24 protein-coding genes are annotated in these 25,818 nt (G+C 39.5%); 13 read left to right on the forward strand and 11 right to left on the reverse strand.

Going from position 1 to position 25,818, the window contains the following annotated elements; genetic code table 11:
- The first annotated feature begins 75 nt into the window (after window positions 1-75).
- Together rimO and ACUXZ4_RS02005 are read left to right on the forward strand one after the other, a co-directional pair.
- Window positions 76-1,407 carry a 30S ribosomal protein S12 methylthiotransferase RimO gene (gene rimO / locus ACUXZ4_RS02000; RefSeq protein ID WP_464973389.1) on the forward strand — a complete coding sequence of 444 codons (1,332 nt, stop codon included), beginning with the start codon at window positions 76-78 and terminating at the stop codon, window positions 1,405-1,407.
- A gap of 20 nt (window positions 1,408-1,427) precedes the next feature.
- Window positions 1,428-3,443, forward strand: a complete 2,016-nt coding sequence (locus ACUXZ4_RS02005) for a UDP-glucose:protein N-beta-glucosyltransferase (protein WP_464973390.1) — start codon at window positions 1,428-1,430, stop codon at window positions 3,441-3,443.
- Between the two features lie 38 nt (window positions 3,444-3,481).
- Here the strand turns inward: ACUXZ4_RS02005 and ilvY are convergent, their stop codons facing one another.
- Entirely contained in the window at window positions 3,482-4,372 is an 891-nt protein-coding gene (gene ilvY, locus ACUXZ4_RS02010) for an HTH-type transcriptional activator IlvY (RefSeq protein ID WP_464973391.1), read from the reverse strand.
- A 146-nt stretch (window positions 4,373-4,518) separates the two neighbouring features.
- Between ilvY and ilvC the strand changes: the two genes are divergently transcribed.
- The gene (gene ilvC, locus ACUXZ4_RS02015; RefSeq protein ID WP_464973392.1) at window positions 4,519-6,000 is read left to right on the forward strand and encodes a ketol-acid reductoisomerase; all 1,482 of its coding nucleotides are present in this window, start codon (window positions 4,519-4,521) and stop codon (window positions 5,998-6,000) included.
- Between the two features lie 74 nt (window positions 6,001-6,074).
- On the opposite strand, the gene ACUXZ4_RS02020 is transcribed toward ilvC, so the two are convergent.
- The 4 genes from ACUXZ4_RS02020 to mobA all read right to left on the reverse strand — a co-directional run bounded on the left by ACUXZ4_RS02020 (window position 6,075) and on the right by mobA (window position 11,337).
- Complete coding sequence (locus ACUXZ4_RS02020; RefSeq protein WP_464973393.1) at window positions 6,075-7,727, reverse strand: LTA synthase family protein; 1,653 nt, start codon at window positions 7,725-7,727, stop codon at window positions 6,075-6,077.
- Between the two features lie 64 nt (window positions 7,728-7,791).
- On the reverse strand, window positions 7,792-10,152 hold the full coding sequence (gene lptD / locus ACUXZ4_RS02025) for an LPS assembly protein LptD (RefSeq protein WP_464973394.1): 2,361 nt from the start codon (window positions 10,150-10,152) through the stop codon (window positions 7,792-7,794).
- 62 nt (window positions 10,153-10,214) lie between these two features.
- On the reverse strand, window positions 10,215-10,769 hold the full coding sequence (locus tag ACUXZ4_RS02030) for a DNA-3-methyladenine glycosylase I (RefSeq protein ID WP_464973395.1): 555 nt from the start codon (window positions 10,767-10,769) through the stop codon (window positions 10,215-10,217).
- Window positions 10,756-11,337 (reverse strand): molybdenum cofactor guanylyltransferase MobA, encoded by a 582-nt coding sequence (gene mobA / locus ACUXZ4_RS02035; protein WP_464973396.1) that lies wholly within the window; start codon window positions 11,335-11,337, stop codon window positions 10,756-10,758. The genes ACUXZ4_RS02030 and mobA overlap by 14 nt, the downstream gene beginning before the upstream one ends.
- A 76-nt stretch (window positions 11,338-11,413) precedes the next feature.
- On the opposite strand from mobA, the gene ACUXZ4_RS02040 reads away from it, so the two are divergent.
- From ACUXZ4_RS02040 to rfaC, 6 genes are all read left to right on the forward strand, one after another.
- Window positions 11,414-11,683 carry a YihD family protein gene (locus ACUXZ4_RS02040; protein ID WP_464973397.1) on the forward strand — a complete coding sequence of 90 codons (270 nt, stop codon included), beginning with the start codon at window positions 11,414-11,416 and terminating at the stop codon, window positions 11,681-11,683.
- A gap of 13 nt (window positions 11,684-11,696) precedes the next feature.
- Window positions 11,697-12,311, forward strand: a complete 615-nt coding sequence (gene dsbA, locus ACUXZ4_RS02045; protein WP_464973398.1) for a thiol:disulfide interchange protein DsbA — start codon at window positions 11,697-11,699, stop codon at window positions 12,309-12,311.
- Window positions 12,312-12,327: 16 nt separating this feature from the next.
- Window positions 12,328-12,657, forward strand: coding sequence for a MaoP family protein (locus ACUXZ4_RS02050; RefSeq protein ID WP_464973399.1), 330 nt, complete (start codon window positions 12,328-12,330; stop codon window positions 12,655-12,657).
- A gap of 114 nt (window positions 12,658-12,771) precedes the next feature.
- On the forward strand, window positions 12,772-13,698 hold the full coding sequence (gene rfaD / locus ACUXZ4_RS02055) for an ADP-glyceromanno-heptose 6-epimerase (RefSeq protein WP_464973400.1): 927 nt from the start codon (window positions 12,772-12,774) through the stop codon (window positions 13,696-13,698).
- A gap of 74 nt (window positions 13,699-13,772) precedes the next feature.
- Window positions 13,773-14,828, forward strand: coding sequence for a lipopolysaccharide heptosyltransferase II (gene waaF / locus ACUXZ4_RS02060; protein WP_464973401.1), 1,056 nt, complete (start codon window positions 13,773-13,775; stop codon window positions 14,826-14,828).
- Window positions 14,809-15,789 (forward strand): lipopolysaccharide heptosyltransferase RfaC, encoded by a 981-nt coding sequence (gene rfaC / locus ACUXZ4_RS02065; protein ID WP_464973402.1) that lies wholly within the window; start codon window positions 14,809-14,811, stop codon window positions 15,787-15,789. The genes waaF and rfaC overlap by 20 nt, the downstream gene beginning before the upstream one ends.
- 14 nt (window positions 15,790-15,803) lie before the next feature.
- On the opposite strand, the gene murQ is transcribed toward rfaC, so the two are convergent.
- Both murQ and ACUXZ4_RS02075 read right to left on the reverse strand, forming a co-directional pair.
- Window positions 15,804-16,724, reverse strand: a complete 921-nt coding sequence (gene murQ, locus ACUXZ4_RS02070) for an N-acetylmuramic acid 6-phosphate etherase (RefSeq protein WP_464973403.1) — start codon at window positions 16,722-16,724, stop codon at window positions 15,804-15,806.
- Between the two features lie 5 nt (window positions 16,725-16,729).
- Window positions 16,730-17,836, reverse strand: a complete 1,107-nt coding sequence (locus tag ACUXZ4_RS02075) for an anhydro-N-acetylmuramic acid kinase (RefSeq protein WP_464973404.1) — start codon at window positions 17,834-17,836, stop codon at window positions 16,730-16,732.
- Between the two features lie 174 nt (window positions 17,837-18,010).
- On the opposite strand from ACUXZ4_RS02075, the gene ACUXZ4_RS02080 reads away from it, so the two are divergent.
- The 3 genes from ACUXZ4_RS02080 to pckA all read left to right on the forward strand — a co-directional run bounded on the left by ACUXZ4_RS02080 (window position 18,011) and on the right by pckA (window position 22,153).
- A complete protein-coding gene (locus ACUXZ4_RS02080) occupies window positions 18,011-18,883 on the forward strand; it encodes an alpha/beta hydrolase fold domain-containing protein (RefSeq protein WP_464973405.1) in 873 nt (290 codons plus the stop codon).
- 90 nt (window positions 18,884-18,973) lie between these two features.
- Window positions 18,974-20,341: a bifunctional UDP-N-acetylglucosamine diphosphorylase/glucosamine-1-phosphate N-acetyltransferase GlmU gene (gene glmU / locus ACUXZ4_RS02085; protein ID WP_464973406.1), complete on the forward strand. Its 1,368-nt coding sequence runs from the start codon at window positions 18,974-18,976 to the stop codon at window positions 20,339-20,341.
- Between the two features lie 195 nt (window positions 20,342-20,536).
- Complete coding sequence (gene pckA / locus ACUXZ4_RS02090; protein WP_464973407.1) at window positions 20,537-22,153, forward strand: phosphoenolpyruvate carboxykinase (ATP); 1,617 nt, start codon at window positions 20,537-20,539, stop codon at window positions 22,151-22,153.
- A gap of 86 nt (window positions 22,154-22,239) precedes the next feature.
- Here the strand turns inward: pckA and mazG are convergent, their stop codons facing one another.
- Window positions 22,240-23,043: a nucleoside triphosphate pyrophosphohydrolase gene (gene mazG / locus ACUXZ4_RS02095; RefSeq protein WP_464973408.1), complete on the reverse strand. Its 804-nt coding sequence runs from the start codon at window positions 23,041-23,043 to the stop codon at window positions 22,240-22,242.
- A 92-nt stretch (window positions 23,044-23,135) separates the two neighbouring features.
- Window positions 23,136-24,149, reverse strand: coding sequence for a class II fructose-bisphosphatase (gene glpX, locus ACUXZ4_RS02100; protein WP_464973975.1), 1,014 nt, complete (start codon window positions 24,147-24,149; stop codon window positions 23,136-23,138).
- A gap of 174 nt (window positions 24,150-24,323) precedes the next feature.
- On the opposite strand from glpX, the gene ACUXZ4_RS02105 reads away from it, so the two are divergent.
- Entirely contained in the window at window positions 24,324-24,542 is a 219-nt protein-coding gene (locus ACUXZ4_RS02105; protein ID WP_464973409.1) for a cell division protein ZapB, read from the forward strand.
- A 47-nt stretch (window positions 24,543-24,589) separates the two neighbouring features.
- On the opposite strand, the gene ACUXZ4_RS02110 is transcribed toward ACUXZ4_RS02105, so the two are convergent.
- Window positions 24,590-24,970: a CrcB family protein gene (locus ACUXZ4_RS02110; protein ID WP_464973410.1), complete on the reverse strand. Its 381-nt coding sequence runs from the start codon at window positions 24,968-24,970 to the stop codon at window positions 24,590-24,592.
- Entirely contained in the window at window positions 24,970-25,794 is an 825-nt protein-coding gene (locus ACUXZ4_RS02115) for a Cof-type HAD-IIB family hydrolase (RefSeq protein WP_464973411.1), read from the reverse strand. Before ACUXZ4_RS02115 ends, ACUXZ4_RS02110 begins: the two co-directional genes overlap by 1 nt.
- Window positions 25,795-25,818 lie beyond the last annotated feature (24 nt).

A 25,818-nucleotide genomic window follows, 5' to 3' on the forward strand; every position in this document is an offset into this window, starting at 1 on the left:
TCAATTCATCGCCTTTGTTGCATAAATTTTGTAGAATAAGCCATTAATTTTATAGGTGATTATTTGAGATTTTTTATGAGTGCTACCCCAAATATTGGTTTTATCAGCCTTGGCTGCCCTAAGAATTTAGTTGACTCAGAACGCATTTTGACCGAGTTGAGAGCTGACGGTTACAACATTATTCCAAGCTACGAAGGTGCGGATTTAGTGATCGTCAATACCTGTGGTTTTATTGATAGTGCGGTGCAAGAGTCGTTAGAAGCTATTGGCGAAGCGTTGGAAAGTAATGGTAAAGTGATTGTAACTGGTTGTTTGGGGGCAAAAGAGAACCAAATTCGTGAAGTTCACCCAAAAGTATTGGAAATTACCGGTCCACACAGCTATGAAGCGGTGATGAAACACGTTCATAAATATGTGCCGAAGCCTGAGTACAATCCGTATGTCAGCCTTGTGCCAAAACAAGGGGTAAAACTCACGCCAAAACATTATGCCTATTTGAAAATTTCGGAAGGCTGCGATCACCGTTGTACGTTCTGCATTATTCCATCAATGCGTGGCGATTTAGACAGCCGTTCGATTGTGCAAATTTTGGACGAAGCGAAACGCCTTGTGGACGCTGGCGTGAAAGAAATTTTGGTGGTGTCGCAAGATACGTCCGCTTACGGTTTGGATAAAAAGAAAGAAAATGCGACGAAAACTGTGTTCTGGAACGGAATGCCAATTAAAAATGACTTGATGACCTTGTGCGAACAGCTTGGCTCAATGGGTGTTTGGGTGCGTTTGCATTATGTGTATCCGTATCCGCACGTCGATAAACTAATTCCGTTAATGGCGGCAGGCAAAATTTTGCCGTATTTGGATATTCCGCTACAACACGCTAGCCCGAAAATTCTCAAAGCGATGAAACGCCCAGGCTCGATTGATCGCACATTAGAACGGATTAAACAGTGGCGTGAAATTTGTCCTGAGCTGACTTTGCGTTCAACCTTTATTGTCGGCTTCCCGGGCGAAACGGAAGAAGATTTCCAAATGTTGCTCGATTTCTTGCAAGAAGCCCAATTAGATCGCGTGGGTTGTTTTAAGTTCAGTGCTGTTGATGGTGCAGTGGCAACCGATATGCCAGATCAGGTGCCAGAAGACGTGAAAGAAGAACGCTTCCACCGCTTTATGCAAGTGCAACAACAAATTTCCGCCAATCGCCTACAACAAAAGGTGGGCAAAATGCTACAAGTTATCGTCGATGAAATTGACGAAGAAGGCATTATTGGTCGATCTATGGCAGATGCACCAGAGATTGATGGAATGGTTTATATTGAGAATTTATCCAATCAAGATGTAACCGTTGGACAAATTATTTCCGTCACAATTACCCACGCAGATGAATATGATCTGTGGGGAACTTGTTAAGTAAAAATTAAGGAAACATTATGTCAGAAGAAAAGAAAGCAGCTAGTGTTACTCGTTTTGAACAAGCTGTCAAAAATAAAGAATATGAAACTGCTTGTAATGAGTTGCTCGATATCTTGGGAAAATTAGATAGTAATTTTGGTACGCTTGAAAATATCGAATGTGATTTTCCTGCAGCTTTAGATAATTTATATCAGGATAAAATTATCCATTTCTGTACTCGAATGGCAGTAGGGGTAACAGAATTATTCACTGATCCAGGATTAACTATTTCTGATTCCGGTGTTCAGCGGTTCTTGGTACTTCAACGTTGGATGGCAATGATATTTGCTAGCTCACCTTATGTGAATGCTGATCATATTTTGCAAACCTATAATCGTAGTGAAGACAAAAAGAATCCTAATGAGGACTTTTTAGTTGATTCTAAAGAAGATTTGAAAAAATTCTGTATCTTATATTTACCAGAATCTAAAGTAACACTTAATTTAGATGGACTGTGGGGTATAGACCAAAAACTTTGTGCTTCTCTTTGCTTTGCATTGCAATCTGCTCGCTTTATCGGAACAGATGAGGCTTTTTCAAAGCGCGGTACTATTTTGCAATGGTTTCCAGAAAAATTGGCCCAATTAGAAAATTTAGACGGTATTCCATCTAATATTTCGCACGATGTGTATATGCATTGCAGTTATGATGTTGCAGAAAATAAACATGCAGTTAAGCGTCCATTGAACCAAGTAATACGCCGTCATTTAATTGATCTTGGTTGGAAGGACAGAGATGTATCAGAAATTGGTTATAAAAATGGTAAGCCTGTGATGGCCGTCATGCTTGAGCATTTCCATTCGGCGCATTCTATTTACCGCACCCATTCCACATCAATTATTGCTGCGCGCGAGCATTTTTATATCGTGGGTTTAGGGCATCCTAATGTAGATGAAGCAGGACGTAATGTTTTTGATGAGTTCTACAATTTCACAGAAAATAGTGTTTTTGATCGTGTAGTTAAAATTAAAGAGATTTGTGATGAATTCAAACCTGCTGTTTTCTATATGCCAAGTATTGGTATGGATCTCAATACGATTTTTGCAAGTAATACGCGCCTTGCTCCAATTCAAGTTGTGGCATTAGGGCATCCAGGCACCACACATTCTGATTTTATTGAATATGTGATTGTAGAAGATGATTATGTAGGTTCTGAAAGCTGCTTTAGCGAGAAATTACTTCGTTTACCAAAAGATGCGCTGCCTTATGTGCCATCAGCACTTGCACCAGCGAGCGTAGAATATCGTTTACGTGAAAATCCTGAGGTTGTTCAAATCGGTATTGCGTCAACGACAATGAAGCTTAACCCCTATTTCTTAGCAGCTTGTAAAGCGATTCGTGATCGTGCAAAAGTGAATGTGCATTTCCACTTCGCATTAGGGCAATCCACAGGGGTTACACATCCTTATGTGGAACGTTTTATTAAGAGTTATTTGGGCGATTCTGCAACTGCCCACCCACATACGCCTTATGATCAATATCTGCGAATCTTACATCAATGCGATATGATGATTAATCCATTCCCATTCGGCAATACCAACGGTATTATTGATATGGTGACATTAGGTTTAGTGGGTGTGTGTAAGACGGGGCCTGAAGTACACGAGCATATTGATGAAGGCCTATTCAAACGTTTAGGTTTACCTGAGTGGCTAATTGCTAATACGGTTGATGAATATGTAGAACAAGCCATTCGTTTAGCCGAAAATCACCAAGAACGCTTAGCGCTTCGTCGCCATATTATTGAAAATAATGGTTTACAGAGCTTATTTACTGGCGATCCAAGCCCAATGGGTAAGGTGTTATTAGAAAAATTAATCGAATGGGCAAAGAGCAATAAGGTGAAACTGGAGGTTGCTCAAACCAAAAGTGAAGCAAAAACTGCCGCTAAGAAAGTGACGAAGAAACCGGCTAAAAAAGCAGAGGAGAAATCGTCGTCAGACAAAGCGGAGCCAAAAAAACGAGCACCAAGAAAAACAAAAAAAGAAGCATAATTAGGAGGGACCTATAAGGTCCCTTTTTTTAAACTTATTTATTTTTCACCGCACTTTAATGTGTGCCAAAAGGCTTGAATGATCGGCAGATCAAGGAGTCTTCGTTGTACACATACACCTAACTCAAAAGGTTCAATTGGGACATCCAAATCCAAAGAGGATACTTGTGTATTCATTGGACTATTTTTGATGACTACATCTGGCAATAATGCCACTCCACAACCGAGCGCAACCATTGGAACGATGCCTTCATGTCCACTTACTGTGGCGTAAATCTGAGGGTGTTTAATTTTTTTATGCTGAAACCATTGATCAATACGCTGACGTGCAGGTCCTTCTACTGGCAGAATGAAAGGAATTTGTTGCCAATTAATTGGATTCTGTTGCAGTAGTTGTGTTGCTGTACAAGCAATTCTTGGAGCAATTAAGGAAAGAGAAATGCTGTCAATGTATTGAAATTCAATTGAACTTGGTAAGCTGAGTGGGCGACCTGATAAAGCCAAATCGGCCTGCTGACTTTGTATGATCGAAACTGCCATTGCGGGATCGCCTGTGGTAAGTTGAATTTCCACTTTGGGATAACGCAAACGGAATTTTTCTAAGATTTGTGGTAAATGAGAATAAGCGGCGGTTACAGAACAAAATAATTTAATTTCCCCTGATAACTCTTCAGAATTTGACCGCACTTGTTGTTTAAATTGTTGCCAGTCTGTCCAATGTTGTTGGGCAAAACGTAAAAACTTCTCGCCTGTTTCTGTGAGCGCTACTTGTCGATTGTCACGCAGAAATAGCGCTTGTCCAATTTCTTCTTCCATACGTTGCACTTGACGTGAAAGGGTGGAGGCAGACATATGATTTTGTGCGGCACTTTTACTGAAATTTTTGCATTGGCTGAGATGAATAAAAAGTTGTAGGTCTTGAAAGTTCATATTATGGGTTACTTATGTTGCAAATTTTGCAATATTCTATTTCAAAAATATCAATTTACGCAACATAAGAGCGCGGTATAATCAAATACACATACAAAGTATGCAGACACAATATTATTCTTAAACTCATTTAGAAGGAAAATGACATGGCAAATTATTTCAACACCTTAAATTTACGCCAACAATTAGATCAATTAGGTCGTTGTCGTTTTATGGAACGCACTGAATTTGCGGATGGTTGCGCTTATTTAAAAGGTAAAAAGATCGTGATCGTTGGTTGCGGTGCGCAAGGTTTAAACCAAGGTTTAAACATGCGTGATAGCGGTTTAGATATCGCTTATGCTTTACGTCCAGAAGCCATTGCTGAAAAACGCGCTTCTTTTACTCGTGCCACAGAGAATGGATTTAAAGTAGGCACTTACGAAGAATTAATCCCAAGTGCAGATTTAGTGATTAACCTAACACCAGATAAACAGCACAGCAAAGTGGTTGCCGATGTGATGCCATTAATTAAGAAAGGCGCTGCTTTAGGTTATTCTCATGGTTTAAATATTGTTGAAGTGGGTGAACAAATTCGCCCAGATATTACCGTAGTCATGGTGGCACCAAAATGTCCAGGGACAGAAGTGCGTGAAGAATATAAACGTGGTTTTGGTGTACCAACCTTAATTGCGGTTCACCCAGAAAACGATCCACAAGGCGAAGGCTTAGCCATTGCAAAAGCTTGGGCTTCAGCAACAGGTGGTGATCGTGCAGGTGTATTAGAATCTTCTTTCGTTGCCGAAGTGAAATCTGACTTAATGGGTGAACAAACCATTCTTTGTGGTATGTTACAAGCAGGTTCAATTATTTGTTATGACAAATTAATCGCTGATGGCAAGGATCCCGCTTATGCTGGTAAATTAATCCAATATGGTTGGGAAGCCATTACTGAAGCCTTAAAACAAGGTGGTATCACGTTAATGATGGACCGCTTATCTAACTCTGCAAAATTACGTGCTTTTGAATTAGCAGAACAAATTAAAGAAAGCTTGGCATTCTTATTTGTTAAACATATGGATGAAATCATTAATGGCGAATTTTCTCGTGTGATGATTGAAGACTGGAATAATGGCGATAAAAACTTATTAGCATGGCGTGAAGCAACAGGTCAAACAGCCTTTGAAAATGCACCAAAAGCGGATGGTATCAAAATTTCTGAGCAAGAATATTTTGACAACGGTGTATTAATGGTAGCATTAGTGAAAGCGGGTGTTGAGTTAGCTTTTGATACCATGGTTTCAGCAGGTATTTATGAAGAGTCAGCTTATTATGAGTCTTTACATGAATTGCCATTAATTGCGAATACCATTGCACGTAAACGTTTATATGAAATGAACGTGGTGATTTCTGATACAGCAGAATATGGTAACTATTTATTTGCTAATGTGGCGACCCCAATTTTAGCAAAAGAAATTGTTCCACAATTACAGCGTGGTGATTTAGGTGAACCAACACCAACAGCAGAAATTGATAACATTACTTTACGCGATGTTAATGATGCTATTCGAAATCATCCAATTGAGATTATCGGTCAAGAATTACGTGGTTATATGACAGATATGAAACGTATTTCTTCTCAAGGTTAATGATAACTTAATGAAAAGCCAGCTTAATTAAGCTGGCTTTTTTTGTTTTAAAACTTCTTGAAATTACACCGCACTTATTGCGTGATTTTCAGTTTAGCATATAAGTAATGACGATAATTTGCTAATAGCTGAGCATCTTCACAATCTTGCAATTTGCCTCCACTGAGTTTACGCATGGCAATATTAGCTTGCATAAATGCATCTGCTGCTAGTCCTGCGGCTTCTAAAATAACCCCTGATACTTGAGCGAGATCGAGGAAATCTTGTTGTTGTGTAAACTGATGTTTTAAATTACTGCGCAAAGCGAATTGAGTGACGTAATTAGGGTTTACATAATTCCAAACATAGCCCGGTTCTGCACCTGAAATCTGGATTTGGTGATCGCCAAAATAACCCAATACATAGGCATTTTCACGTTGTTTTAAATATTGATTAAATTCTTCAATCACTTCATTTAAGTTAACAATACGCTGGATATAATCATTCAATTCGCTTAGCCCTTTGGCACTAAAGCCATTTTCTGCCAATTGGAAATAATCATCACAATCAGAACGATAAGGACCATGCTCTTTCATAGTGAGCACATAGAGGAAGATCGGTTGATTGACTTGTTCTAGTGCGTTGTGTTTTTTCTCTAAAATCATTTTTGCGTAATGGCTCATTTCATCACTACCAATATGCCATAGATTTTTACCAATTGGCGCCGGGTAACCTAAATCTTGTGGCTGAAGCATAAGATCAAAGCCAAGATGATCATAGGCCGCTTTTGCGTTGTAATTGCCTTTTGTAAAAGGCGATAATGCCACACAAAAATAACCATTTTGTTTTAGATTTTGAATAAAACTCGTTTTGAGATGAGGAACTACCGAATAAAATACCGCACTTGCCATCGCACCGAAATCTGTAGAAGGAACGCCAGATAAAAAGGCAAATTCTGATTTCCAAGTGGCCCCGCCTAAGGTATGTACGCGCAAGGGACTGAGGAATAAGGTATCTTCCTGTTTCTCATACATGGTAATTGGCGGAATTTGATGTTTGGCAATAGCTAAACTGTGCGGATTGAGCGTTGACTCTTGCAACCATACAACAATATCAGGCTTTGTTTGCTCATCAGATAAGAGAGGATAATGTTCAACTTGTTGCATTTGTTGTTTAAATGCCTCGCCGTTTCCTTCATAGGCGGGTGTTTTAAAAAAGACACCACGACAAGACATGGGTAAATTTAAAAAGACATCGCGACCATCATCTGGCAATGAATCTAACCAAACTGCAGTAGCATCAGGGTTTTTACTGTAATGGAACATAATGGCAAAACTGAGTACGGTTAATATTGCTCCCGCAATCTGCCAGCCATAGCCTAAACTGACTTCGTTAGACCAACCGAATATGCCGTAAGCAAGGATGGCTAACAGGGCAAATACAGCGAGAATAGCAGTGCGATAATGCAGTAACGTTTCCCAATTTCGCCAATCGAATACTAAAAAGAAGTCTGAAATGAGTAATGGTTGTTTGTAATAATGAATTTTCAGACGATGGAATAACATCAGCACAACAAATAGCACCGAAGCAAAATTAATACTGCGCTGCCATTGTCCTGTTATTCCTAACATTATGCCAACGAAGAAAAGGAATAATGCGCTCGCAAATAAATATGTCCATTTATAATGCGAATTATAGATGAAGATGAGTGCGGTTAAAAAAAATGCGCCAAGTAAAATATATGCCATATTATTGTCCCTAATGAAAAATTGGCGAAAAATAACCGCACTTTTAAGGTGCGGTTTATCTTATTTATAAATCAAATGGTTTTACATAAGGCAGCATGCCTTTGTTAAGCATTTCTACGATACCACTATGATGATCATTGCGACCTAAACCGCGTAACTCAACGTTAAAGTGGATGCTATTATCATACAGGGTTGATTTTTTATCTGAATATCGACGCTTGTCTGTTTCATTTACTAAATAACGACGAACGCCCACTCCAGCTGCCCAACAGCAAGTGTTGTATTGTAACCCAACATATTGTTCCACTGGTTTGCTGAGTGCAATATCATGGTAGTAACGACCAACCGCCGCCCATTGATCATTGAGTTCCCAAGCAACAGTTGCACCAATTTGCTGAATATCCTGATTGTAGCGATTGACCGCCGCAGTTAAGTTTTGGTCGATATATTCCTTGCTTGCATAACGATAATTCAACTGGATTAGATTGTTACCTGAAGGGTTATATTCTAAGGTTGAATTCACTAACGAAGCAGCATTTAAACGTGTATCATATTGATAACTACCGCGCCAATTCCATTGATCATTAATTTTCCAGCTACTTTCTAATGCCCAAGAAGAAGCGCGCCCTGTGGTACTATTTTGTGAATTGCCATCCACGCGAGAATCATTTAAGTAAATGATTTGTCCTAAGGAAAGATTAAAACGTTCTTCGCCTTTTTCATCGTAGAAACGTGTTGTGCCACCAAGGGTAAATTGGTTTGCGGAAGCAATTCGGTCAAGTCCACTATATCGACGATCTCTAAATAAAGAGAAATAGTCTTGTTGTAATAGCGCAGAGTCATAACCTAAACCAAGGTAATTTGAACTGCGCTTAGAACCGATGTTACTCTGATCTTTATAAGGACGATATAGGTATTGAATTCGTGGTTCAATTGTTTGGGTATAGCCATCTAAGAAAGTTTTTTGTGTTGCTAATAAGCTATGCAAATCAATTTTTAATTGAGGGATGACACGTGTAACAGAAGATTGAGTATCTGCATCAATGCCTTTACCTGCTTTTTGTGAATAATGAGTTGCATAGAGTTTGGTTTCAATATCCAAGCTACCATATTTGTTCGCTAATGGAATATTTAAGGTTGGCTCTAAGTGATAACGCCAAGCAGTTGGCATGTCAGAACTATCATTGTCAAAATGAACGGCTTGCGCAAAGAGTTTAAAGTCCATTAAACCATTGGCTAAGTCGTTTTTATAATAGTTAAAATCAATTTGTGGTAAGGCACGATAAGGTCCAACTTGCAGATCATCAAACACTTGGAACTGTTTCGCTGAAATTGCTAAGTTCCAGTTTGGTTGATAATAAGCTAAACGAGCTGTTTGGTCTGCATAACCATCGGTGCTACTACCATAGCTTGAATCAAAGTCAGAGAAATAATGTTTATCACTCACTTTGGTGTAATTAATATTGAGGCGCCAATCACTGCCTAATCTTGCGTTATGTGCCCAGTAGAATAAATGGCGACTCTTATTGTCGTTGTATTCGCTATAACGATCTTTGCCTAAATATTCATTAGCGATTTTGCCTTCACCTAATACAGTTAAATAGCGGAATTCACTGTTTAACTGCCAGCCACGACGCGACATATATTTCGGTGTGAAAGTGGCATCATAGTTTGGTGCAATATTCCAATAAATCGGTTGAGCATACCAATAACCATCTCGGCCTGATGTACCGAAATCTGGCATTAACAATCCTGAACGGCGACGATCGCCAATTGGCAATTGTAAATAAGGGGTATAGAAAATAGGAACGCCAGCTACTTTAAAGCGTGCATGCCACATTTCTGCATATTCTTCTTTGATATGTTGTTTAATTTCATTGGCTTCAATTTGCCAAGAATTATCATCAGGCAAGCAAGAAGTAAAAGTCGCATTTTTTAATAGACGATAATCGCCACGCATTTCTGAGCTTTGTGCTGAACCATGACCTTGACGACCCACAAATTGATATTGTGCATTTTCAATATCAGTATCTTTACTATTTAAGTGGATTTTTGCATTATCGCCAGATAAATTGATTTGCTCATCTTTGTAATCAAATTGACCACGCGCATAAGCATAACGTTGCGCTTGCTCGCCTGTGCCAGATTGCGTCACTTCAATTTCATTGGCTTTCAAATGACGATTGCCCTGTTTAAGATCGACATCCCCTGCATATAATGCACGCACTGGGTTAATGATATCTGCGCTATCGGCTTCAATATAAACAGGTTGCTGATTCGGATCGCCAGTTACCTGTTCGCCTGAAAATTGAGGTACTCCCGCTAAGCAACGAAGACGTAAGTCTTCAATATTCGCCGCACTATTGGCACTGTAAAGTGCGGTTAAAAGTGATAGCGAAAGTAATGTGTAAGAATGCTTTTTCATGAGTGAACTATTCAGTTGTGGAAATTGGATTGATTATACAAGAAAATTGGCGTAAAGGTCAGCTATTTATGCTTACAAAAACAATCATCAAGATGATCATTCACTAAGCCGGCAGCTTGCATAAATGCATAACAAGTGGTTTCGCCAACAAACTTGAAGCCTTTTTTCTTCAATGCTTTTGACATTTGACTTGAAATTGCAGTTTTAGTTGGCACTGTTGATAGATGAGGAACGGCATTGCATTGCGGTTGATGATTGACGAAAGACCAAATAAAATCACTGAAATTTTCACCGCACTTTTGCATTGCAACATAGGCTTTAGCGTTGTTGACAATGGCTTCCAATTTGGCTCTGTGTCGTATTAAGCCTGCGTTTTGCATGCATAAATCAATGTCTTCTTCTTGCATTTGAGCGATTTTCTCTGGGGCAAAATTGAAAAACGCCTCACGATAGACCGAGCGTTTTTTGAGAACCGTAATCCAAGATAACCCCGCTTGCTGCCCTTCAAGGCAAAGTTGTTCAAATAATTTTTGACTATCAAATTCAGGTACGCCCCATTCATTGTCATGATAGGCAATGTAAATAGGCAGATCGCCAACCCAATCACAGCGTTTCATTCATTTCCTCTAATTCTTGTAAGGTGTTGAAATTACGAAATGCGTGTTTTTGTTCTGCAAAAGGTACAGCAATGGCATTGTGTTGGCGCATAAATTGCAGCATACGGCGCTCGCCTTGAGTCAAGTAATCAGCCAAAGGTTGTGCCAGCTGATGAGAAAGCAAACAAAATGTGGGATGTTCGCGTTCTCCGTCAGTAGCATAAGCGGCTAAAACTGCGTTGTTTTGCACCGCACTTTTTAATTTTTCCAGCAGATCTAAGGGTAAAAAAGGACAGTCGCAAGGCACAAATAACAAATAATCCGTTTCTGCTTGGCTTAAAGCGGTTTGAATACCACTTAATGGTCCTTGAAAATCCGCTAATTGATCCGCAAAAACGGGAAAACCAAATTGGGCATATTCTTCTTGGCTGCGATTCGCATTAATGGAAATATGAGAGGTTTGTTGGGATAAGCGTTCAATAATATGCTGAATTAAAGGCTTTCCTTGTAAAAGTTGTAAGCCTTTATCAGCACCTTGCATACGTCGCGCTAATCCACCTGCTAAAATTACGGCACTAATTGTCATCATTGTTTGTCATTCGTCCTTAATTCAAGTATCATTCTGCCCTAGCTAATTTGTCAGGCTTTATATTAAGGAAAAGATTATGAAATGTCATCGTTTGAATGAGGTTTTGGAACTTTTACAACCATATTGGTCTAAGAAAGACCCTGAAATGAGTTTAATGCAAATTTTGCAATCTATTGCAGATGAAGCAGGATTTGATAAACCCCTTACAGAGTTATCGGATGAAATCATTATTTATCAATTGAAAATGCGTGATGCGGATAAATTTGAACCCATCCCAGGCATTAAAAAAGATTACGAAGATGATTTTAAAACTGCGTTATTAAAAGCGCGTGGTATTTTGAAATAATTTAGGAACACAGATGAAAAAATTTCTTATTACTTTAATTGCGGCTGCCGCTGCAGCAACTTTCCAAGCACAAGCAGCTGATTTAACGGAAGGTAAACAATATATTGTTTTACAACAAGAACGCTCAGCACAACCTGAAGTGGTTGAGTTTTTCTCATTTTATTGCCCACATTGCTATTCCTTTGAAATGCAATACAAAATCCCAGCACAAGTGAAAGAGGGTTTACCAGAAGGGACTGCTTTCCAACAATATCATGTCAATTTCTTAGGTCGTCAGTCTGAAAACTTAACGCGTGCTTGGGCATTAGCCATGGCGTTAGGCGCAGAAGAAAAAGTGAAAGCGGCATTATTTGAAGCGGCTCAAGCAGATAAGCTAGGCTCAATGGACGATATTCGTCAGAAATTTATTGATAATGGCATTACAGCGGAACAATTTGATGGTGGGATCAATAGTTTTGCAGTAAACGCTTTAGTGAAAAAACAAGAGAATTTAGCGCAGCAATTTGCGGTGCGTTCTGTACCTGATTTTTATGTTAATGGCAAATTCCGCGTAAATGCGGAAGGTTTATCACATGATGATTTTATTAATGATTATGTGAATACAGTAAAAGAATTATTGAAAAAATAACTTAAGGAAACAAATTATGGCTGAAAGTTTTAGCGTTGAACGTCGCTTCTTTGACGACAAAAATTACCCGCGTGGCTTTGCGCGTCATGGCGATTACACGATTAAAGAAGCGCAAGCTTTAGAACAATATGGTCAAGCGTTCAAAGCATTAGATTCAGGTGAACGTAAACCAGCAACGGCAGAAGAAAAAGCCTTTGTGGCATTCTGTCGTGGTGAGCGTGCTGCAGAAACTTTTTTTGAAAAAACGTGGAATAAATACCGCACGCGTGTGAATACCACCAAACGAGTTTATACGCTGTCGGGTGTGGTAAGCGATAGCTTAGACGATTTCAACGCAAATGATTAAAAAATAAGGCTTGAATATTCAAGCCTTTTTATTTTAAAGTGCGGTGAAAACTTGGGTAGTTTTGGCAAAAATAGATTACAATAGACAACAATTTCTAACACAAGAGGGCAGATTATGATTATCGTAACAGGTGGTGCAGGATTTATCGGTAGTAATATCGTAAAAGCATTAAATGATTTAGGCCGTAAAGATATTTTAGTGGTGGATAATCTGAAAGATGGCACTAAATTCATTAATTTAGTGGATTTAGATATTGCGGATTATTGTGATAAAGAGGATTTCATTGCACAGATTATTGCCGGCGATGAGTTTGGCGAAATTGATGCAGTTTTCCATGAAGGCGCTTGCTCTGCGACAACGGAATGGGATGGCAAATACATTATGCACAATAACTACGAATATTCGAAAGAGTTGTTGCATTATTGCTTAGATCGTGAAATTCCGTTTTTCTATGCTTCAAGTGCAGCGACCTATGGTGATAAAACCGAATTTGTGGAAGAGCGTCAATTTGAAGGCCCATTAAATGTGTACGGCTATTCAAAATTCTTATTTGATGAATATGTGCGTGCCCTTTTACCTGAAATCAGCTCGCCAGTTTGTGGTTTCAAATATTTCAATGTATATGGCCCGCGTGAGCAGCATAAAGGTTCCATGGCAAGTGTGGCTTTCCATTTGAATAACCAAATTTTAAAAGGCGAAAATCCAAAATTATTTGCCGGTTCAGAGCATTTTTTGCGTGATTTTGTCTATGTTGGTGATGTGGCAAAAGTGAATATCTGGGCATGGCAAGCAGGTATTTCGGGCATTTATAATTTAGGTACAGGCAAAGCGGAAAGCTTCCGCGATGTTGCTGAAGCAGTGATTAAACATCATGGCAAAGGCGAAATTGAAACCATTCCATTCCCAGAACATTTGAAATCACGCTATCAAGAATATACGCAAGCGAATTTAGGCAAATTGCGTGCAGCGGGTTATAGCGATAAGTTTAAATCTGTTGCTGAAGGCGTGGCGGAATATATGGCGTGGTTAAATCGTAAATAATTCCTACCATTGTTATGAAAGTGCGGTTAAAATTAATGAAATTTTGACCGCACTTTATTTTTGTAGGTAGAAAAATGAATATTTTAATTATTGCGCCATCTTGGGTGGGCGATATGATGATGTCGCACAGCTTATATCAAACCCTGAAAGTTCAATATCCTGATTGTGAAATTGACGTGCTAGCACCCAATTGGTGTAAGCCTTTATTGGCGCGTATGCCTGAAGTGCGAAATGCCTTAACAATGCCCATTGGACATGGTGCTTTTGCTTTGGCTGAACGTTATAAAATTGGTAAATCTTTGCGTCATCAATATGATATGGCGATTATTTTGCCAAATTCTTTAAAATCAGCATTTATTCCTTTTTTTGCCAAAATTGCCTTAAGACGAGGCTGGAAAGGGGAAAGTCGCTACTTCTTTTTGAATGATTTGCGTGCCAATAAAAATGACTATCCCATGATGGTGCAACGTTATGTGGCGCTTGGCTACGAAAAAGGGCAAATTCCAACTGCACAGGATTTACCTATTCCAACACCTTACTTGACCATTGAGGAAAGTGCGGTGCAAAAAACGAAAGAAAAATTTGCTGCACAATTTCATCTAGCCGAACATCGTTCAGCGATTGGTTTCTGTCCTGGTGCTGAATTTGGTCCTGCCAAACGTTATCCTCATTATCATTATGCCAAACTTGCAGCGATGTTAATTGAGCAAGGCTATAGTATTCGTTTATTCGGTTCGGCGAAAGATGTTGAAGTGGGCGAGCAAATCCGCCAAAGTTTGCCTGAAAATCTCCAACGCTATTGTGTTAATTTAGCGGGTCAAACAGAACTTAATCAAGCGGTTGATCTCATTAGTGATTGTGTAGCGATGGTGACTAATGACAGCGGTTTAATGCATATTGCCGCTGCATTAGGTCGTCCACTGGTGGCGTTGTATGGTCCAACAAGTCCGCAATATACGCCACCATTGTCAGAAAAAGCCGTCATTATCCGTTTGATTGAGGGTGGATTAATTAAAATTCGCAAGGGCGAGGACAGCAAAGAAGGTTATCATCAAAGCCTGATTGATATTCAGCCTGAAATGGTGATGGAAAAATTGCAGGAATTACTGAATGAGAGTGCTGATCGTTAAAACCTCATCCATGGGCGATGTGCTACATTGTTTACCTACGTTAACGGACGCGCAGCAAGCCATTCCCAATATTCAATTTGATTGGGTGGTGGAAGAAGCTTTTGCGGAAATTCCACGCTGGCATGCAGCGGTGAATCAAGTAATTCCTGTGGCAATTCGTCGCTGGCGTAAGCAATTATTGAATGCAACGACTTGGCAACAATGGAAACAGTATCGACAATTATTGCAGCAAAATCAATATGATGCAGTGATTGATGCACAGGGGTTAATGAAAAGTGCTTTGTTGGTGACGCGTTTAGCTAAGGGCAAAAAGTATGGTTATGATCGTCATTGTGCAAGAGAGCCTTTGGCGGCGTATTTTTATGATCAAACTTATCACATTCCTTATCAGCAACACGCGGTAGAGCGTATTCGCCAACTGTTTGCGCAAAGCCTCGGTTACCCTTTGCCTGATAGGCAAGGTGATTATGGTATCGCCCGTCATTTTATTTCTGCCGAAGTGAATTCAACGCCCTATATGTTATTTATCCATGCGACGACGCGTGCGGATAAACATTGGCTTGATGAGGAATGGGTAAAATTAGCGCAAAAATTAACCGCGCTTTCCCATAGTGAGTTGCAGATTCGTTTGCCTTGGGGCAATGAAAAAGAGCGTCAGCGTGCAGAATGGATTGCTAGCCAAGTGCAAAGTGCGGTGAAAAATGTGATTGTTTTGCCTAAATTAACCTTAACTGAATTAGCACAGCAAATTGCACAGGCAAAAGCAGTGGTTTCAGTGGATACGGGGTTGGCGCATTTAACCGCTGCTTTAGATGTGCCTAACATTACTTTATATGGTGCAACGGACCCTAAACTAATTGGTTGCTATGGCAAGCAACAACTTTATTTATCTGCCTCAGGCATGAAACATATTCAGCATGAACAAGTGTTAGACTTGCTGTCATCTCATGGGCAGATTTAATTCTGCCCTCATTTCTATTTTGCGCCATTGAGCGCGAGCTGTAATTTTCCCTGGTTTTCTGCCAACAATGCCATCGCACTTTGTTTATCTGTATTCGACAAAATCATCATAATCGCTAATTTGGCATTATTATCGGCAATTTTTAGATTATGTTCGGCGATCTCCTTCGAACATTCTGTTGCTTGCATAACAATTCGAATGGCTCTTGCGCGTAATTTTTCGTTACTAGCTTGCACATCCACCATTAAATTTTGATAGCATTTTCCCATTAAAATCATACTGGCGGTGGTAAGCATATTTAACACTAATTTTTGCGCAGTGCCTGATTTCATACGGCTTGAACCTGTTAAAACCTCTGGTCCCACAAGGGTTTCAATGGCGATTTGTGCAATTTGTGCCATGGCGGAATTTGGATTGCTGGCAATCGCTACGGTGGTGGCACCCAATTGATTGGCATATTCTAACGCACCGATGACATAGGGGGTTCGTCCGCTTGCAGCAATGCCTACTAACACATCTTTCTCTGAAAAATCGATAGTTTGTAAATCTTTTTTGCCTTGTTCAATATTATCTTCAGCCCCTTCAATAGGATGACGCAACGCGCGTTCTCCTCCTGCAATGATGCCTACTACCATTTCAGCTGGCACGCCATAGGTTGGCGGACATTCCGAGGCATCAAGCACACCTAAACGTCCGCTGGTACCTGCGCCTACATAGACTAGTCTCCCACCTTGTTTGAAGGATTGCACAATTTTTTCTACTGCTAAGGCAATTTGAGGTAAGCATTTTTCAATGGCAAGTGGCACTTGTTTATCTTCATTGTTGATGATTTTTACCATCTCTAAGGTAGGCAATTGATCAATCTGTTGTGAAGCTGGATTGCGTTGTTCCGTAATCATTTGCCCGAGGGCTTGCAATAAATTTTGTTCTGCCATTTTGCTTATTCCTTTGGAAAAACGACGCCAAGACAGACCGCACTTTTGGCACCTGTGACACTTGGCATATTGCTAGGTAAATTATTCATACGCTGATAAGCCAGCCATGCAAATGCAGCGGCTTCTACATAGTCTAAATCAACGCCATAATCATTGGTGGTTTGCACTTGCCATTGTGGTAGATGATCCTTAAGGGATTGCATAATCAATGGATTTTTTGCGCCACCACCACATACTAATAAGCGGCAAGGATAGCTTGTTTGAAAGTGATTGAGCTCTTGCACAATGCCTTGAACGGTAAATTCCACAAGGGTGCGTTGTATATCTGCGGGCAAAAGTGCGGTGTATTTTGCTAACTTTTTGTCGAGCCAATGCAGATTGAATAACTCGCGTCCTGTACTTTTGGGTGCAGGCTGTTGGAAAAAAGGTTCATCCAATAAATCTTTAAGTAATGCCAGATTAATGTGCCCTGTTTTCGCCCATTGCGCATTTTTGTCGTAACGTTTGCCTTGATGACGCTCAATCCAACTGTCCAACAAGGCATTGCCCACGCCCACATCATAACCAATGGAGTCTTGATTAGGTTGCAAGACGGAAATATTACTGATACCGCCAATATTCAGCACCACAGTAAAATATTGTGGATCTGCAAATAAGGCTTGATGAAAAGCAGGCACCAATGGCGCGCCTTGCCCGCCCATTGCCATATCTTTACGACGAAAATCGGCAATGGTGGTAATCCCTGTTCGAGCTGCGACAAGATTCATATCACCAATTTGCATCGTGAATGGATAAGTTGAATTTGGCGAGTGCCAGATAGTTTGTCCATGACAACCAATGGCTTGGATATGTTCGGGATTGATTTGATGTTTATGCAGAAAATGATTAACGCTATCGGCATAAAGTAGGCCGAGTTGATGATCAATTTCGCCCAAGTTTTGCAAACTGGTTTGTCCGGATTGCAATAATGCGCTGAGCTGCTGACGCAGCGCTTCAGGCATTGGTGTAAAATCAGTGGCAATCATTTTTGGCGTGGATTGGAAATCCAATAAAGCAATATCTACGCCATCTAAGCTCGTTCCCGACATAATGCCAAGATAATATTGTTGCATAAGCTTTCCCAATAAAATTTTTGCTCATTATAACCAAAAGCAGCAAAATTAAGTGATTTTTCACCGCACTTTTTGTGATGAGTTTAGCAAACCTCATTGAAATTGCTTTTTTTCTACTGAGCTTGCGTTTATGATGAAAAGCGTTTTAATCACTTTATGTGCCAGAGAAATCCTATGTCGTTAATGTTGAATATTTATCGAAAATACCTGTCTTATCAAACCCATAGCTTTATTAGCGTTGAGCATATTCAAAAAAAAGTACAGAGTGCAAAACCGCGTGCCGATATTTCAGATAGCCTCAAACAACGTTGTCAGGTTGAGGTGGAATATGTGCAGGAACGACAGGTGATTCGCTTAAAGCCATATCAGCACGCCAGCAATACGACTTTGTTCTATTTGCATGGTGGCGCTTATGTGAATGATTTGGTGCCAGCACATTGGCAAATTATTGAGGAATTGATCAAGCGTACTGGTGCCACAGTGATTGTGCCTATTTATCGTCCAGCTCCTTATGGCAATATTGATACGGAATTACCTTTTGTGCTAGCCACTTATCAACAATATTGCCAACAAGGCTGTTATTTTGTAGGTGATTCAGCTGGCGCAGGATTGGCGTTAGCTTTGGCGATTGAATTGCGAAATCAACATCAACTTTTGCCAAAAGGATTATTTTTGTTTTCCCCTTGGTTAGATGTAACGATGACGCATCCCTATGTGGATGAGATTGCACCAAAAGATCCGATGCTAGGCAAAGACAGTCTGATTTGGTGTGGACAACAATGGGCTGGCAAGCGTTCGACAACCGATCCGCAGGTCAGTCCCATTTATGATGAATTGAGTGATTTGCCTCCAATGCATATTTATCAAGGCACTTGCGATATGTTATTTGGCGATGTAGAAAAGCTTTCACAAAAAATCAAAACTACTAACACGCCTTGTAAAGTGAACATCTTTGATAATGCTTTCCATGTATTTATTGGTATTATTTCTTTACCTGAATCGCAGCAAGTGTTTGATGATGTGGCGAAGCAAATCCGTTTGGCATGAATTTAATAAAGGAGTGATAAATTTCATTCCACATATAGCAAAAATTAAGTGTAAAATAACCGCACTTATCACTAAAGTAGAGAAATGATTATGAATAAATTAAGTGTTGTGATTTTGGCAGCGGGTAAAGGCACTCGTATGTATTCGGCGCTGCCTAAAGTGTTGCACAAAGTGGCGGGTAAGCCTATGGTGAAACATGTGATTGATACCGCTAAGCAATTAAGTGCGGATCAAATTCATTTAATTTATGGGCATGAAGCTGAATTATTAAAAGCGCGTTTAGCGGAAGAACCTGTGAATTGGGTACATCAAGCCGAGCAATTAGGAACAGGTCATGCGATGCAACAAGCAGCACCTTTTTTTAAGGATGATGAAAATATTTTGATGTTGTATGGTGATGCGCCATTAATTACTAAAGAAACCTTAGAGAAACTCATTGCAGCTAAACCGGAAAAAGGGATTGCACTCTTAACGGTTAAATTAGATAACCCAACAGGATATGGTCGTATTATTCGTGAAAATGGTTCTGTGGTGGCAATTGTTGAACAAAAAGATGCTAATCCAGAACAACTGAAAATCCAAGAAGTGAATACTGGGGTGATGGTATCTGATGGTGCTAGCTTTAAAAAATGGTTAGCGCGTTTAGATAATAATAATAATGCGCAAGGCGAATACTATATGACCGATGTGATTGGCTTAGCCAATCAAGATGGTTGTCAGGTTGCGGCGGTGACTGCTGATGATATTATGGAAGTGGAAGGGGCGAACAATCGCTTACAACTTAATGCCTTAGAACGTTATTATCAACGCAAACAAGCACAAAAATTATTATTAGCTGGCGTGAGTTTGGCAGATATAGATCGTTTTGATTTACGTGGTGAATTAAGCCATGGCAAAGATTGTGAAATTGATATTAATGTGATTTTTGAAGGCAAAGTACAATTAGGTAATCAAGTTAAAATCGGCGCAGGTTGTGTACTGAAAAATGTGGTTGTAGCTGATAATGTGGAAATCAAACCTTATTCTGTACTGGAAGACTGCGTGGTTGGTGAAAAAGCAGCAATAGGTCCATTCTCACGTTTGCGTCCAGGTGCAGAGTTAGCGGCAGAAACGCACGTAGGCAACTTTGTGGAAATCAAAAAAGCGCATATTGGTAAAGGGTCTAAAGTCAATCACCTTACCTATGTAGGCGATGCAGAAGTAGGACAAAATTGTAACATTGGCGCAGGTGTGATTACCTGTAACTATGATGGTGCGAATAAATTTAAAACCATTATTGGCGATAATGTTTTCGTGGGTTCAGATAGCCAGTTGGTTGCGCCTGTTACTATTGCTGATGGGGCAACGATTGGAGCTGGTTCAACAGTGACGAAAGATGTAGCACAAGATGAGTTAGTGATTAGCCGCGTGCCACAACGCCATATTCGTGGCTGGCAACGTCCAATGAAGAAAAAGTAACATTTTTGTGAAAAGCACGCGTTAATGCGTGCTTTTTTATTGTGTAGATTGATTTAGGTCAAAAAATATGCAGAAAGATGGTGTTTAATCAAGCTAATGTTCAGAAATATGATCTAGTTAACATTTTTTTTATCGGAAGTGTTTATAATACTCCCATCTAGTTATTTTTTTATTTTTAACGTTATGAGGTAAGCTATGACAGACTTAAACAAAGTAATTAAAGACCTGAACGAATTAGGTATCTATGATATTAAAGAAATCGTATATAACCCTAGTTATGAGCAGTTATTTGAAGAAGAAACCAAACCAGGTTTAGAAGGTTATGAAAAAGGTATCGTAACCACTTCAGGTGCTGTTGCAGTTGATACAGGTATTTTTACTGGTCGTTCACCAAAAGATAAATATATCGTATTAGATGAAACATCAAAAGATACAGTATGGTGGACAAGCGATGCAGCGAAAAATGATAACAAACCAATGAATCAAGCTACATGGCAAAGTCTAAAAGAGTTAGTTACTAACCAACTTTCTCGTAAACGCTTATTTGTTATTGATGCATTCTGTGGTGCGAACGAAGATACTCGTTTATCAGTACGTATTGTAACTGAAGTAGCATGGCAAGCACATTTCGTGAAAAACATGTTTATTCGCCCATCTGATGCAGAATTAGTGAATTTCAAACCTGATTTCACAGTAATGAACGGTTCTAAAGTAACTAATCCAAACTGGAAAGAACAAGGCTTAAATTCTGAAAACTTTATCGCATTTAACTTAACTGAAGGTGTGCAATTAATCGGTGGTACTTGGTACGGCGGCGAAATGAAAAAAGGTATGTTCTCAATGATGAACTACTTCTTACCATTAAAAGGCGTTGCATCAATGCACTGTTCAGCTAACGTAGGTAAAGATGGCGATGTAGCTGTATTCTTCGGTTTATCTGGTACAGGTAAAACAACCCTTTCAACTGATCCAAAACGTCAATTAATCGGTGATGATGAGCATGGTTGGGACGATGATGGTGTATTCAACTACGAAGGTGGTTGCTATGCGAAAACAATCAAACTTTCACCAGAAAATGAGCCAGATATCTACAAAGCAATCAAACGTGATGCATTATTAGAAAACGTAGTTGTGCGTGCTGATGGTTCTGTTGACTATGATGATGGTTCAAAAACAGAAAATACTCGTGTTTCTTACCCAATTTATCATATCGATAATATCGTTACTCCTGTATCAAAAGCGGGTCATGCGAAAAAAGTTATTTTCTTAACTGCTGATGCATTCGGTGTATTACCACCAGTATCTAAATTAACGCCAGAACAAACCAAATACTATTTCTTATCTGGTTTCACTGCGAAATTAGCAGGTACAGAACGTGGTATCACAGAACCAACACCAACATTCTCAGCTTGTTTCGGTGCAGCATTCTTATCACTTCACCCAACTCAATATGCTGAAGTGTTAGTGAAACGTATGGAAGCTGCTGGTGCAGAAGCTTACTTAGTGAACACTGGTTGGAATGGTACAGGTAAACGTATCTCAATCAAAGATACTCGCGGTATCATCGATGCAATCTTAGATGGTTCAATTGAAAATGCTGAAATGGGTAAATTACCAATCTTCGATTTATCAATTCCAAAAGCATTACCAGGTGTTGACCCTGCAATCTTAGATCCTCGTGATACTTATGCAGACAAAGCACAATGGCAAAGCAAAGCTGAAGATCTTGCAGGTCGTTTCGTGAAAAACTTTGAAAAATATACGACAAACGACGAAGGCAAAGCATTAGTTGCTGCAGGTCCTAAAGCTTAATTAGCTTCAAGTGAAAGCAAAACAGCCAGAATTGATTTCTGGCTGTTTTTTTATGATCAGAGAAAGGATAAAAAAGTGCGGTCAATTTATGCCGACTTTTTTCCTTTTTCTTCTTTTTTTACTTCATCCCATAGCAAATCCATTGCCATCAAATTGCTTTGTTGACAGGTTTTGCCTTGCTCATTTAATTTCTGTTCAACAGAGCGGAAACGTCGCTCAAATTTATGATTGGCTTGGCGTAAACTTTCTTCTGCATTGCAATTTAAATGACGGCTTAAATTGACAGTGGCAAATAATAAATCACCAAGTTCTTCATTAATGCGCTCCACATTGCGTTCTGGTTGATTGATTTCTTGTTTTACTTCATCAATTTCTTCATGCAGCTTATTGATCACATCATTAATATTATTCCAATCAAAGCCCACTTTAGCGCATTGCTTTTGCAATTTTTGTGCGCGGAGTAAGGCAGGAAAAGCATGGGGAATATTGTCTAAAATAGAGTGCGGTCCATTTTTTTGTACTTTTTCTTTGGCTTTCATCTCATTCCAATTAGCTAAGGCCTCTTGCTCATTGGTGGCAGATTTATCGCCAAATACATGAGGGTGACGACGCACAATTTTTTCTGCTACATCATTTAACACATCATCAAAAGTAAACAACCCATCTTCAGTGGCGAGTTGGCTAAAAAATACTACTTGTAATAATAAATCACCTAATTCTTCGCGTAAATTGGCGACATTATTTTGCTCAATGGCATCAATGGTTTCGTAGGTTTCTTCCACTAAACAAGGGATCATGGATTGATAGGTTTGTTTTAAATCCCAAGGACAACCACCATTAGGATCGCGCAATTTCGCGATAAGCTGAATAAAATGTTCAATTGGATGCATATAAATTTAGATCTCTATTTTGTAGTGCATATGAGATATGTTTGAGGATAACATATTGATTAAAAGGGACGTTATGAAACGTCCCTATATCATTATTCTTGAATTAATTGGTAAAGTAATTCGTCTTTACGATCAAGATAATGAGTGGATTGGATACGACGAATAGTACGCGATCTGCCACGAATTAATAGGGTTTCAGTGGTGGCAAGATTGCCTTTACGCTGAATACCTTTAAGCAAATCACCATTGGTAATACCTGTTGCCGCAAATACTAAGTTATCATCTCGTACTAAGCTTTCCAAAGGCAGCACTTCGTTGACTGCGACGCCATATTGTTGGCAACGTTCAATTTCTTGTTGAGCAAGTTGTTGATTTTCAGGGGTATCGCCTTTAACTTGATTGCGTGGCAATAAGCGTGCTTGCATATCGCCGCCTAAAGCTCGTACCGCCGCTGCAGTAATCACACCTTCAGGTGCACCACCAATGCCATAAAGCATATCAACGCCACCTTCTGGCAAACAGCATAATAAAGAACCCGCTACATCGCCATCAGGAATGGCAAGTACTCTTGCACCCTGTTGTTGAATACGTTTAATCACTTCATCATGGCGTGGTTTAGCTAATACCATAACAGTAACTTGGCTCATTGATTTGCCTAATTTATGGGCAACACGACGAAGATTTTGTTCAATCGGCAAGTTTAAATCGATCATGCCTTCTAATTCTGGACCTACTACTAATTTTTCCATATACATATCAGGCGCGCGTAAGAAAGTGTCTTTTCCCCCTGCGGCTAACACTGAAATGGCATTAGATTGCCCCATTGCTGTCATGCGAGTACCATCAATAGGATCGACTGCAATTGCAACCTGTTCGCCAGTGCCAGAACCAAGTTTTTCGCCAATATATAGCATAGGTGCTTCATCAATTTCACCTTCGCCAATTACCACTTCTGCGTCCATTTCAACTTGGTTTAGCATATAGCGCATGGCTTTTACCGCAGCATCATCTGCTGCATTTTTATTGCCTCTACCAAACCAAGAATAAGCCGCGAGTGCTGCTGCTTCTGTTACACGTGAAAATTCAATGGATAATAATCGATTCATCATACTGAGCTTCCCTAATAGAGTGATATTTGTTGCTTATTTTATCACTCTTACTGCAACGATGGCGGAAAATTTTTGCGAATATGGATTTTTTCTAACTTGCTACTTTTAAAACAAAGAGGATATAGGTAGAATACTTAAAATTTTACATTTTGTTATCCAAAGGAAGTGATTATGTCATTTGAAATTTTAGATCAACTAGAAAGCAAAGTAAGACAAGCGGTGGAAACTATTCAGTTACTTCAATTAGAAGTGGAAGAGTTAAAAGAAAAAAACAACCAAGCGCAACAGGCTTATGATGCATTGCGTAATGAAAATGAACAATTAAAAGTGGAACATAATAGCTGGCAAGAGCGTTTACGTTCATTATTAGGTCAAATTGACAACGTTTAATTTCATCCAAACAATAAAAAACCTAGACAATTTTGAGTCTAGGTTTTTTATTTGTAGTAGAGTGAAACAAGATAGATACCTAAAAAAGTCGCAGATAAACTACCAATTAAATGACCACTTAATACAAGCAAGCCTAATCCTGCTTTTCCGTTTAGGAAGTTTGTCCAAAATTCTGCAGAAATGGCGGAAATAGTGCTTAAACTGCCGAAGAAACCAGTGATCATAAATAATTTCCATTGTTCACTGATACTTGGAATATACCAACAAAACGCAGTGAACACGCCAATGAAAAAACAGCTAGTGAGATTTGCCACTAAAGGACCAAAGGCAAAACTATGGAATAGCGGATTAAAAAATACATAAAGAAGCCATCGAGTTACCGCGCCCAGTACGGCACCGATACTCACAATACCAATTGATTGCCACATTAATAAACTCCAAAAGTTGCTCTTAAATAACTTGCAACTGCTTCATCTTTATTAAAACCAATTCGTTCAAGTTCTGTTAATCTTGCCGCAAGGCGCGGATCCGCATTTGCCATCACACAGCCTTTGCCTACCACTTTTAACATATCTTCATCATTCAAACCGTCACCAAAGGCAATGCAATGGTTTAGTTCATAATCGCGTTGCGCCACTAAAGCCGAAAGTGCGGTGGCTTTTGACACATTTTTATTCATCACTTCCAAACATTGCGGTGTGGAATACACCAAGGTAACGCGATCGCCATATTTTTGTTGTAAACGCTGTTCTAAAGGCAACAAGTCATCTAAATGACGTGCAATGAAGAAGATTTTTTGTGTATTGCGACCATGATGTTGTGCGAAATCGACCACTTGATAACTAAACCCACTGTCTTTGTGGTATTTCATCAAACTTGGAATGTCCACATTAATAAACCAATCATCGCCTTGATAGCTATTCACACAAATACTGTCGTGATCGAATTCCTCTTGCATAATGGCAAAGGCAAGGTCTTCAGGTAAATAATTACTGTAAATTAAATTGCCTTGTAAATCATGCACTTCCGAACCATTCGAGGTCACCATCGCTGCTCGAGTGGGATCAATCTTTAATTTGTTCAAAATGAAGGCAACGTCAGGATAACTACGCCCAGTGGCAAGCACAATATCCACTTGTTTGTCTGCTATTTTTTCTAAGGTAGAAATAGTGAAATCGCCAATAACATGGTTAGCATTTAATAATGTACCGTCCATATCAGATACAACGGCACGGAAAGGAAAGGTTTTCATTTTGTATCCTTATTGATAAAAACG

The organism is Reella acinonychis, assembly GCF_052828705.1.